Genomic DNA, 12147 nt, shown 5'->3' on the forward strand with positions numbered 1-12147 from the left:
TCCGATTCGGAAGCTCCGGCTTCTTCCGGATTGACTACCCCCGCGGCGCAGGAATATAGTCTCCGGCATCGGGCGGATACAGACCCTGGCCGTCGGGCGTAGAAAGCACAACGGTCGCAACCTTCAACCTTTGTTCTACATCTTAGAGTTTCTCCGGGTCCGCGTGGCTCGATTCGCAGGCGGCAGATTCGCTGGAGGCTTTTGATGGAACTCTCCCGCAGGACTTTTCTCAAGGGCGCCGTTCTTGGCGGAGCCGGTTTCTCCGCACTTGGATTCGACCTTACCCCGGTCTACGCCCAAACTGCCAACCTGAAAATTTCGCGAGCCAGTGAGACGCGCAGCACTTGTCCTTATTGTTCGGTGAGTTGCGGCGTGATTATTTACACGCTGGGCGACAAGGCGAAGAATGCGATCCCACAGGTGGTGCACGTCGAGGGCGATCCCGACCATCCTATCAATCGCGGAACGCTGTGCCCAAAAGGGTCGTCGCTCGAGCAGGACATTATGAATGACAGGCGGCTGCTCAAGCCGCAGGTGCGGCGGCCGGGCGCGACCGACTGGGAAGATATTTCGTGGGACCAGGCTTACGCGGAGATTGCTCAAAAAGTAAAGAAGACGCGCGACGACACTTTCACCGAGAAAGATCCTTCCGGCAAAACCGTGAATCGCTGCGAGGGCATTGCCTTCACCGGCGGCTGCACCGATACCAACGAATTTAATTATCTCGTGGTCAAGAGCATGCGCAGCCTGGGGGTCTGCTACCTGGAAAACCAGGCTCGGGTTTGACACGGCCCTACGGTCTCCAGTTTGGGGCCAACATTCGGACGCGGGGCGATGACCAATGGTTGGATCGACATCAAGAACACCGACATGATGTTGATCATGGGCGGCAATCCCGCCGAGAACCATCCGTGCGGCTTCAAGTGGGCGATTGAAGCCAAGATTCACCGCAATGCAAAAACGATCGTCGTCGACCCCCGGCTCACGCGGACTGCCGCGACGGCGGATATGTACGTACAGATTCGTGCGGGCGCGGATATTGCATTCCTCGGCGGCGTGATTAACTACGCCATTCAGAACGGCCGCATCGCCCACGACTATCTGGTCAACTACACCAACGCGGCGTTCATTATTAAAGACGGTTTCAAACTGCCGGAGGACGGCTTGTATTCCGGCTTCGACGCCGAGAAAAAAACATACGACAAGGCGACGTGGAATTACGAAGAAGGCGGAGACCTGACGGGCAAACCGGTCATGCCCACTCCCGCGGGGCAACAACCACCGGCCCCGCACGCTAACGCCGGCGGCGGCGAGGGCGCGGTCAAACAAGAAGGACAGGGCTATCAAGGCGCGAGTCCGGCAGGAGCGAAGGGCGGAACCGCTCCTGCTCCCACTTTGCCGCCGAAAACTGCGTTCGATCTTTCGTTGCAGCACCCGCGCTGCGTTTTTCAATTATTGAAAAAGCAGTACGAGCGGTACACCCCGGAAATGGTGGAGCGCATTACGGGGATTCCAAAAGACGAGTTTCTCAAGGCAGCCGACCTTTACACTTCTGTGCGCAAAGACGGCGACATGAACAAAGTTTCGACCATCATTTATGCGGTGGGCTGGACGCAGCATAGTTTCGGCACGCAGATCATTCGCACCGCCGCCATGCTGCAATTGCTGATGGGAAACGTGGGACGTGCGGGCGGCGGGGTGAATGCATTGCGCGGGCATTCCAACATTCAGGGCGCCACCGATATGGCCGGCATCTTCGACAATCTGCCCGGCTATTTGAAGATGCCCAATCCCGCCGATGTGGATCTTGCGACGTATGTAAAGCGGATCACACCGACGGCCTCGAAGCCCGATCCCTGGGATTCGTTCAACTACTGGTCGAACACGTCGAAGTTTACCGTGTCGTTCCTCAAAGCGATGTACGGGACGGCGGCGACCAAGGAGAACGATTTCGCGTTCAACTATTTGCCGAAGATCGATCGCAACTATTCCTGGGTCAACATCTGGAACGACATGTATGAAGGCAAAGTGAAAGGCCTGTTTGCCTTTGGCATGAACGGCGTCATGATTGGCCCAGATTCGGAAAAGAATATTAACGCGTTGAAGAAGGCGGACTGGCTGGTGGTTTGCGAAATCTATCCCGACGAGACCAGCGAATTCTGGCGCGCTCCGGGCATTTCGACCGAGGATATGAAGCAGATCAACACCACCGTGTATCGGCTTCCGGGCGCGGGTTTCGCGGAGAAGGACGGGACGTTCGTCAATTCGGCGCGCTGGTTGCAGTGGAAGAATGTTGCGCTGCCGCCGCCCGGACAGGCGCGACTTGACCAGGAAATTCTGGCGACGATCTTTTTGAAGACTCGCGAGCTGTATAAGAAAGACGGCGGAAAATTCCCAGACCCGGTTCTGAATGCATCGTTTGCCTACACAGATCCTTACAATCCGTCGCTCTCGGAGGTCGCGAAAGAACTCAACGGGAAGGCGATCGGCGACATCACTGACCCCAAGACGAATCAAACCATCAAAGCCGGACAGCAACTTCCCGGCTTTGCGTGGCTCAAAGACGACGGCACGACGCTCTCGGGCAACTGGCTGTATTGCGGATCGTGGACTGAGGCGGGCGCGCTGACGCAGCGTCGCGGCACTGAAGATCCATCGGGACTCGGCGTGTATCCAAACTGGGCGTGGTCGTGGCCCATGAATCGGCGTGTGCTTTACAACCGCGCGTCGTGCGATACCGAAGGCAAGCCCTGGGACCCGTCGCGACGCCAGGTTTGGTGGGATGAGAATAAGAAAACGTGGGCCGGAGTCGACGTGCCCGACTTTAAACCCGATTCTGCGCCCAAGGATCACATGGGTCCGTTCATCATGAATCCCGAAGGCGTGGGCCGGCTGTTCGTGCCGCTGAGCGCAATGGCGGACGGACCGTTCCCCGAATTTTATGAGCCGATCGAGAGCCCGATCGCAAATCCGCTGCATCCGAACCAGTCCACGAATCCCGTAGTGAAGAAGTACAAGACCGACATGGACAAGTACGGCACGGTGGAGCAGGGCTACAACGTGATCTGCACCACTTACCGGTTAACCGAGCATTACCACTACTGGACCAAGAATAATCCGATGAACGTGCAACTGGTGCCGGAACCGTTTGTGGAGGTGCCGGCGGAGTTGGCTGACAAGATGGGCATCACCGGAGGGGAGCGCGTAAAAGTGACGAGCGCGCGCAGCCACTACATTGCGAAAGCGATGGTCACGCGACGCATTCGTCCGATGAAGATCGATGGCAAAGATATGTTTCAGATCGGCATTCCGATTCATTGGGGATTCCGCGGCATTGCCGAGGATGAAGGCAAGACGGCGAAAACGCTGGCGAATCAGTTGACGCCGACGGTGATCGATCCGAATGCGTTCACGCCGGAGTTTAAGGGATTTTTGGTGAAGATTGAGAAAGCGTAGGAAGCTATCAGCTATCAGCTCTCAGCAAAATGCTGGAGAGTGATGGCTGACCGCTGATAGCTGAAAGCTGACAGCTAGAATGAGCGATCGCAAGACACTTCAGGTCCGGCAGATCTCGGGGCACTCCGGGACTCCGCCCGGCTTCGACACGCAGCGCGATGCGGAAGTGTGCAAGCTGATCGATACCACGATCTGCATCGGCTGCAAGGCTTGCGAGGTCGCTTGCGTCGAGTGGAACGACATGCCGTTCAGTCCGACCACGTTCGACAATACCTATCAGACGATGCCGGCGACGCGCTGGAATTTCTGGAATCTGATCAAGTTCAACGAGCACCAGCGTGAGGACGGGACCATTCAGTGGCTCATGCGCAAGGACCAGTGCATGCACTGCGCCGACCCGGGCTGCCTGCGCGCCTGTCCGGCGGACGGCGCCATTGTGCAATATACCAACGGCATTGTCGACTTCCAGCAGGAGAACTGCATCGGGTGCGAGTTCTGCGTTTCGGGATGTCCGTACGACATTCCCAAATTCAATCCCGCGACGAAAAAAGTTTACAAGTGCACGCTGTGCTCCGACCGCGTCGGCGCCAGCCTGGAGCCGGCCTGCATCAAGGCTTGCCCGACGGGATGCCTGAAGTTTGGCACCAAGGACGACATGAAGTTCATCGCGGAGGAGCGATCCAAGCAACTGCGCGACAATTTCGGATTCAAAGATGCGGGCGTGTATGATCCGCAGTCGATCGGCGGCACCCATGTTATTTACGTGCTGCATGACGCGGAGAATCCCGAGCGTTACGGCGGACTGACAAAGAATCCGGTGATCCCGTGGAGCTATACGGTTTGGAAATGGCTATTCAAGCCTGTGCTGGGCGCGTTTGCCATGTTTGGCCTGCTAGGAGTTCTGCTGCACTACATCACCGTGGGTCCGCGCGTGCCGCAACCTGAGCCGCCGCTGAAGCCCCAGCCGCCGAAGAAGGAGGGCTCCGATGTCCAGCGTAGTTGAACGCTTTGACGACAAGGCGCGCGATGCCTTCGACCGCATCGGGCAGAATGAGATCCATGTCGGCGAGTTGCAACGCCATCGCGTCTATACGCGCTTTCTGCACTGGATGGTTGCTCTATTCTTTTTTCTGGCATTGTTCTCTGGCTTCGGCATTTATCTTCCGTGGCTCTTCCGCTGGTTCACGCCGATCTTCGGTGGCGGGCCGATGGCTCGCGCTCTGCATCCCTGGTTCGGATTGGGATTCGTGACTTTCTTTGGACTGCAAACACTGAACTGGATCGCGCCGATGAAGTGGACTCCTGCGGACACGCGCTGGATGCGTAACCTGAAAAACACGGTCGGCGGCAACGAAAAAATGGAACCGCCCGACACGGGCTTCTTCAACGGCGGCCAAAAGGCGCAATTCTGGGAGATCGTCGCGGGCTCTGTGATTTATCTGATAACGGGAATTATTCTTTGGGCCGGGGCGCGCACGTTCGGGCGCTGGGCCGTTGCCGTCAGCTACGTTCTTCACGATATCTCCGCGATCGTGATGCTGGGCGGAATCTTTATTCATATTTATCTCAGCACCATCGGCGAGCCCGGAACTTTTCAGGCGATGATTCGCGGCGCGGTCAGCGAGGCCTGGGCGTGGACGTTCCATCCGGCTTGGTACAAAGAGGTGACGGGGCGCGATCCTGCGCAGGCCTGTGAGGAGGCGCGACAGCATGGGCGGTTCGAGGGCAGGTAGTTGACGAGGATCTCTTCCTTTCTCCGATCTTTACAATGGATTTTTTGCATTGGACTATCTTGCGGGTCTGCGCCAAAGTAATTCTGCATCTCCTGCAATGTCGCAGGAGATCGGCCACCATTTCAGTTGGCTTTCTCCCCGCGAATGGGTTTTTCCAGTTGCTGACCACGCTGTCTGCATGTGGGCCTTGAAAATGAGGTCTGCATTCGTAATCGAACAAGATCGGCTCGTTTCAGAATCCTGCCCTGTCAGAATTAAGGGGGACATTTTGTCCGACAAAAAAGCTGTGAGCCTGCGAGATGTCGCCGAACGAGTTGGGCTTGCTCCGTGTTCCGTATCGGCCGTGCTGAACAACACGCCTGCGTCGTGGGCGATTCCGCAGCGCACGAAGGAGCGAGTCTTCCGCGCTGCCGGCGAGTTGAACTATCGCCCGAACCTGTGGGCGCGATCGCTGCGCACCCGGCGCACCCGACTGGTGGCCGCCATCACCGCGGATATTGGGCGGCCGTCGGTGGCGCGTGTCGTGGCGGGAGTACAGAAACAGTTGCATCGGCGCGGCTATCTGCTGGCCCTGGAATCGTTCGACTGCGCTTCCGAGTGGAATACGATTCCAGCTCAGCTCCACCAGCGCGGGATCGAAGGAGTCATCGCCATCGACTCGATTCTGCCGCAGGAAATGGAATTACCCGTCGCTTCGGTTGAAGTGGAATATATGGCGCTTCCGCAACCGTTAGACGATGAGATGCAGGCGTGGCTTTCGGAATTGGGCGAGTCCGCGGCCGATACCGTTATGCGTCAGATTGAAAAGGACAATGCTCCGCGCCGGATGAAGGTGCTTCCGAAGCTTCCCAGTTCGTCCTTCGAGTTGCCAGGTGGGAGGCTGAATATGGATGTTCCGGAGCGGGCCTGAGCGCAGCGGCCAAGTCGCTGGCGAAACCGGTGAGAAAGCTTTCGCCGCCGACTGCGAGGAGAAGTTCCCCTTCGACGAGTTCAGGGGCGGCTCGCGCGATATTCGGCGGGGACGCCAGCGCTACTCGAGAATATGCCGCTACGGGCGCCGTGCTCCGCGGCGCGACTTGGCACGCTCTAATATTCGAAAGAGCAGCAGCCAGCGCTTTACGTTGGTGGTCATCAGGAAATTCTCCTTGACGTGCTCCCTCCCCGCGGTGCCAATGCGTTTGGCGAAATCCGGGTGCGTCAGCAGATAGCGAATCTGAAACGCGCAGCCCTCCACCGAGTGCACCAGAACCCCAGTCAGTTTGTGAATGACCTGGTTCGGAATGCCGCCTACGGCGCCCGCGATTGTCGGCTTTCCTTTCCACAATGCTTCGGTGACGGTGAGGCCAAAGCCTTCTTTAAGTGACTTCTGCACCACGATGGTAGAGGCGCGCTGAATGGCATTGATTTCGAGCGCGCACCAAGGCGGAAGGTCGAGAATGATAATGTCGGGGTCGTTCCCGGCGACGTCTTTTACTTCCTGCAAAACGGCCGCGCCTTCGGGATCGTCGGATGCGCCGCCGCCAGCCAGAACCAACTGGCAGTCCACGTACTTCTTGGCAAGTTTATAAGCCTGTACGACGCCGACGGGATCTTTCAATCGGTCGAATCGCGATACCTGAGTCACGATGGGACGGGAGCGGTCAATGCCAAAATCGTCGCATATTCTCTGGACCACGGCGTCGGGCAGGTCTTTGTTTTTTTCCGACAGCGGATCGATGCAGGGATAAAACAGATATTGCGGAATCGGCAGTTGGCGCGCGAACGACTGCGAAGAAAAAATCGCGGCGTCGAATTGCTCCACAAACGGCCGCAGAAATTCCCACACCTGCTCATCGGGATTCGACAAGTCAATGTGACAACGCCACACCCAGTTGGCTGGAGTCCTGTCGTGGGAGCGGATCAGGCCGACGGGCTGGGGATCGTGAATCACGATCAAATCTTCGGCGAACTGGAGGCGTTCGCGATTCTGCTCGTTGTACATCAGAAATATTTCCTGCGCAGCCTTGGTCAGCTCGTAGCGGGTGCCATGCAGAGCGTTGTGAAAGGCTTTGGTGACCTCGAAGAAATCGTTGCCGCCGGTAATCACGTCCCAGTGCGTGGGGACTTCCAACTCGGAGAGCAAGGGAACCAGGCGATTCAGCATCTCGGCCACGCCTCCTCCCACCGCGGTGGAGTTGACCATCTTGATCGACTTGCCTTTCAGATCGCGGGCGAGAAAACGCAAATCGTCTAACTGAGCCTGACCAATGATTTTCTCGTAGTCGTCCAAATGCGGCGAGGGCGCCGGGGGCGGCGGGGTGAGCACGCTGGCGGGCAGGCGACGGCTCTGTCCGCCGCTCGTGTCGCTTCCCGATCCCGTCGGGGGCGCAGGGCGAGCGGCGCCTTCCGAAACCTCGGCGTCGCGAACTTCCCTTTCTGCCGTTTCTGCGGCAGCGGTTTCTGGGCCGGCGGACACGCGAGCATCGATTTCAGACTGTGAGCCAGCGGTTTGCGGGGAAGCGCTGGAGCGCTGTTCTTCACTTGAATACTTCTCGGTCGTAGACTTCTCGGTCGTAAACTTCATGTTTTTCCGGTCCTAGTTCAGATTCTGTTCGACGATGTTGGCAATCTGCTGGCGCACGCCTTCCATCGTATTGGTGTAAATATCGATGCGCTCAATCGATTGTGCGGGCCGCTCCAAACCAACTTCCTCTTCAAGCCATTGGGAGAAATCGTTGGTCATGGAATGCAGGCGCAGGCGAGCTTCAATGAAATGGTGATGAATCGAATGCACGCTGACTTTCCGAAGGCCCTCGAGGAATCCGGAAACCGTGTCGGGTGCAAAGGGCGTGGGCAGCACGACCAGGTCAGAGGCGCAGAAAAAGAACGGCTCGTGCGCCGTCTTATCGCCCGACCGCGGATGCTGCTGCAAGAATTCATCCACGATGCCGACCATACGTCGGCGCAAACCCTCGATGTCGGTATATTCGCGCACATCCACGCTGGCCAGTTGTTCCGCCAGCACGGGCTCGTTGCAGGCCGAAATCGCCCAGTGCGCGAAGTCGTTGGAGAATCCCTGCCGGATGAAATGATGTTCCTGGAGGGTGCGAAAAGTGTGCTGGAAGATCGAATCATCGGGGCAGGTTTGCAGCGCCTGCCACAACTCGGCCAGGTTGGTTGCCTTCTGCCGCCCAATTCGCAGCAGGTGCTCCGAGGTATTGAAATAAAAGGGCTTGTTCGGTTTGCGCATATTGTTCCTGTTTATTAGTTGCTTTTTTATCGGGTTAGGCTGTTTAGCCCACGGAGGCGCTCGCCCGCGATTGGTTGTTCCCTCCTTCGGGCACATCCAGGCGCACGTCACAAAGATCGCCAATCAGGCTGCCGGCCCAGCGAAACACGTTGTTCTCGCGCACCTGCCTGCGCATGCGCTGCATGCGCATCTGCTTTTCTTCGGCTGGCATTTCGAGGGCCGCGCGAATCGCCTCCGCAGTCTGATCGATATCGTAGGGATTCACTTGCAGCGCGTCGCGCAACTCTCGGGCAGCGCCGGTGAAGCAACTGAGAATCAGGACGCCGCGCTCATCCTGTCGCGTCGCAACAAATTCCTTGGCCACCAGGTTCATGCCATCGTGCAGCGAAGTGACCAGACACAAGTCGGCGGCGCGATAATACGGTGCGATCTCACCGTGACTGTGCTGCCGGTTCAGCAGGACGATGGGCTTCCACTGATCGGCCTGGAATCGCCAGTTAATGCGGTCGGCCTCGGCCTCCACTTCGGCCTGAAGGTCGTGATAGCGCTTGATGTGCGTGCGCGTGGGCGCGCCAATCTGCACGAAGGTAAACACGCCCTGGTAGCGCGGATACTTTTCAAGTAACCGTTCCACAGCCAGAAATCGCTCGAGAATTCCCTTGGTATAGTCCATGCGGTCTACGCCAATACCCATGAGCGCGGCCTCGACCCCGAGACTCTTCAGCAGCGCCGCGCGCTCCTCATAAGCCGACTCCTGGCCCGGAGAATCCGCCGCTTCCGCCGCTTCCACGCTGATTGGATAAGGACGCACGGTGGTTTGATGGTCGAGACGCTGCACCGAGAAGTGCTCCCAGTCGATGCGCGATTCGACGATGCGGTCGACCGTCTGGAGAAAATTGGTGCAGTGCGCCTGAATATGAAAGCCGATCAGGTCCGCCCCCAGCAATCCGTCGATCAGTTCCCGCTGCCAGGGACAGATCGCGAAGGCCTCAGGATTCGGCCACGGGATGTGCCAGAAGATGGCAACCCGCGCGTCGGGCCGACTTTGCTTGATCATGCGCGGCAGCAGCGCAAAGTGATAATCCTGCACCAGCACCACCGGCCGGCTGACGTTCTCCATCTCCTCCAGCAATGCGTCGGCGAATTTCCGGTTCACTTGCTCGTAATACTTCCAGTCGCTGGCCCGGAAGAGTGGGCGAGCGTGCGCGATATGGCACAACGGCCACAACCCTTCATTCGCAAAGCCGTAGTAATATCCTTCTTCTTCGTCTTTGTTCAGCCAGACGCGGCGCAGGATATAGCGCGGATCGTCCGGGGGGACCAGCAGGCGGTCCTGCGCATCCACCGTTTCAAGATCGGCGTCGCCCGATCCGTGCGCGATCCAGGTTCCATCGCAGGCGCGCAGGACGGGCTCGATGGCGGTGACCACGCCGCTTGCCGGTTGGCTGACCGCGATCTGTTTCCCGCGCCGTATGTGCATATAAGGTTCGCGGTTCGAGACCACGAACAGCCGGCTATCTTCCAGGCGAGAACTCAAGTGCACCGCCAGACGGTCCGCCGTCCACATGGATTGGCTCGTCTCTCGCAGGCGGGCTTCCAGTTCGGCGGCGGAGCGGGCAGTGTTCAGGCTCTCGGCAAAGGTCGCCACCTCCCGCGCCAGGGGACGAAATAATTCAAGATCGGGCACCTTGATTCGCACCGCGCCCCGTCCCGTACGCAAAGCCTTCATCCAGTGAGCCGTTCGCGCAATCGGTCCGGCGATGCTCCAGCGCACAATCAGCAAGGTAATCAGAACAATAAGAACGACGTGCGCCAGCGCGCTCAGGAACGTTTCCCGCCAAATGGTGAGGCTCTGCTGCCGGATGTAGCCGGAATCGTGAACAATCGCCAGGCTGCCGATGAGGTCATCGCCGCGATGCAGGGGCATGGCGTAGATGTGAATAGAGGCGGTTCCCATCCGCAGAAATTCGCTCTCATCGTGGTCGTCCTTGAGCGATTGCTGCACGACCGCCGGGGCGCTGGCCATTAGCGGCTCAAGGGTGGTAGTGACAGCAATGGGGTGGCCGTGCGGATCGTATACGGCGAGCCCGGCCAGATGTTCGCGGTTGGCGAACTGCTGCACCGTTTTTTGCAGCGTGTGGGGGGCGTCGCGCTCCAGATCGCGTTCCACATTTCGTGCCAGGCTGTCTCCCAGGACTTCGGCCCGGCGTTGCAGGTCTTTTTTTAATCCGCGGTTCAATCCCAGAACTTGGTAATAGGACGTGCAGAGCGATACCAGCGTGACGCCGACGATGAGAGAGACGATGAGTCGCGCGCTTAGCAATCGCATTTACACGTCCTCCACAGCCCGCAACACCGGACCTGCCCTGCCCAGGGAAAACCACAGGGACAATAGTGCTCAGCGATTCCGACTACTGACCGGGACCAACGCCTGCAACGGTCCGCAACGCGGTCGACGCGACCGCGACATGAGACGGGGCGCACAAGACGAGGGCATTCCCGCAGCCGTCACTCGAAGCGACGCAAACCTCTGCCTCGTCGCTTTAACAGCTAAGCAACAAGCCTCTATCTGAGGACAGGAACGAAAAAAAGGTTGCACTGCGGGGGCCAAAAGCTAAAAGGTTGTTTTTCAGCGCCTTAAGTTGCTCGCGAAGGTGTGCGATATGTAATTCTTTCTTACATCGGTGGTTGTGAGTATAGTGCGTAAAAGGATTTAAAGAACCCTCGCTTAGGAAATGGTGAGAGGAGTATCGATGGAATCCCAGGGCGACCAACGCCACCGCCAGCGCCGAACACTATTCGTAATCATTTTCGTTGCCGTCGCTCTCGCCGTCGGTGCGGGTGCGAGCAGCTTAGCCGGACAGGCGGCCGCTCCGCCAACTGCCAGCCCGCAGATTGCCGCGCCGACAAATGTTCCGGCATGGAAACTGATTTGGAGCGATGAGTTCAACGGCGCCAACGGCTCCGCAGTCGATGCCTCCAAATGGACCGCAGAAAGCGGCGGCGGAGGCTGGGGCAACAATGAACTCGAATACTATACCGATCGCTTAGAGAACGCTTCGCAGGTCGACGGAAATCTCGTCATCACAGTTCGCCAGGAAAAAGTCCGCGAGGAGAAATCCGCCGGCGCCGATGGCGTGACCAGAAATTACACTTCGGCGCGCCTGAAAACCTTGGGCAAGTTTTCGCGAGCCTATGGCCGCTTCGAAGCGCGCATCAAGATTCCCTTCGGACAAGGAATCTGGCCCGCCTTCTGGATGCTGGGCGATGACATCGAGAAGCCCGGCTGGCCGGATTGCGGCGAGATCGACATTATGGAAAACATTGGTAAAGAGCCGGCACTGGTTCACGGCACGATTCATGGGCCGGGATATTCTGGGGAACACGGCATCGGTTCGCCCTATGCGCTACCGAGCGGCCGGCGATTCGCCGACGACTTCCATGTCTATGCGGTAGAGTGGGAGCCGAACACGATCCGCTTCTATGTGGATGACGATCTCTATGCGACGCGCACTCCCGCTAACCTGCCCAAAGGAGCGAAATGGGTTTACGACCATCCGTTCTTTCTGCTGCTGAACGTCGCCGTGGGTGGCTACTGGCCTGGAAGTCCGGACGCGACCACTGTATTCCCGCAAACCATGCTGGTGGACTATGTGCGAGTGTACGAGCGTGCTGCGCCGCCTAGCCGTCCGGCGCAACCCAGCCTGCCTCAACCCTGAAATCGTGTTG

Annotated in this window: 9 protein-coding genes; 6 read left to right on the plus strand and 3 right to left on the minus strand. The window is 58.3% G+C overall.

All coding sequences use genetic code 11. The features are described 5' to 3' along the window. Positions 1-204 precede the first annotated feature (204 nt). From VGM18_01360 to VGM18_01380, 5 genes are all read left to right on the plus strand, one after another. Positions 205-786: a hypothetical protein gene (locus VGM18_01360; GenBank protein HEY3971617.1), complete on the plus strand. Its 582-nt coding sequence runs from the start codon at positions 205-207 to the stop codon at positions 784-786. A 48-nt stretch (positions 787-834) separates the two neighbouring features. Next, positions 835-3456, plus strand: coding sequence for a formate dehydrogenase-N subunit alpha (gene fdnG / locus VGM18_01365; protein ID HEY3971618.1), 2622 nt, complete (start codon positions 835-837; stop codon positions 3454-3456). Positions 3457-3535: 79 nt separating this feature from the next. After that, positions 3536-4459 carry a formate dehydrogenase subunit beta gene (fdxH, locus tag VGM18_01370; GenBank protein HEY3971619.1) on the plus strand — a complete coding sequence of 308 codons (924 nt, stop codon included), beginning with the start codon at positions 3536-3538 and terminating at the stop codon, positions 4457-4459. Continuing rightward, entirely contained in the window at positions 4443-5189 is a 747-nt protein-coding gene (locus VGM18_01375; protein HEY3971620.1) for a formate dehydrogenase subunit gamma, read from the plus strand. The genes fdxH and VGM18_01375 overlap by 17 nt, the downstream gene beginning before the upstream one ends. 268 nt (positions 5190-5457) lie before the next feature. Next, complete coding sequence (locus VGM18_01380; protein ID HEY3971621.1) at positions 5458-6099, plus strand: LacI family DNA-binding transcriptional regulator; 642 nt, start codon at positions 5458-5460, stop codon at positions 6097-6099. Between the two features lie 138 nt (positions 6100-6237). Here the strand turns inward: VGM18_01380 and VGM18_01385 are convergent, their stop codons facing one another. From VGM18_01385 to VGM18_01395, 3 genes are read right to left on the minus strand one after another with little or no spacing between them, the layout of a single operon-like run. Continuing rightward, positions 6238-7752 carry a glycosyltransferase gene (locus tag VGM18_01385; protein HEY3971622.1) on the minus strand — a complete coding sequence of 505 codons (1515 nt, stop codon included), beginning with the start codon at positions 7750-7752 and terminating at the stop codon, positions 6238-6240. Positions 7753-7764: 12 nt separating this feature from the next. Then, the gene (locus VGM18_01390; protein HEY3971623.1) at positions 7765-8418 is read right to left on the minus strand and encodes a DUF5752 family protein; all 654 of its coding nucleotides are present in this window, start codon (positions 8416-8418) and stop codon (positions 7765-7767) included. A gap of 43 nt (positions 8419-8461) precedes the next feature. After that, positions 8462-10747 (minus strand): trehalose-6-phosphate synthase, encoded by a 2286-nt coding sequence (locus VGM18_01395; GenBank protein ID HEY3971624.1) that lies wholly within the window; start codon positions 10745-10747, stop codon positions 8462-8464. 424 nt (positions 10748-11171) lie between these two features. Between VGM18_01395 and VGM18_01400 the strand changes: the two genes are divergently transcribed. Continuing rightward, positions 11172-12137: a glycoside hydrolase family 16 protein gene (locus VGM18_01400; protein HEY3971625.1), complete on the plus strand. Its 966-nt coding sequence runs from the start codon at positions 11172-11174 to the stop codon at positions 12135-12137. Positions 12138-12147: the final 10 nt, after the last annotated feature.

The sequence above is a fragment of the Candidatus Sulfotelmatobacter sp. genome (genome assembly GCA_036500765.1).
Lineage (GTDB): Bacteria > Acidobacteriota > Terriglobia > Terriglobales > Acidobacteriaceae > Sulfotelmatobacter.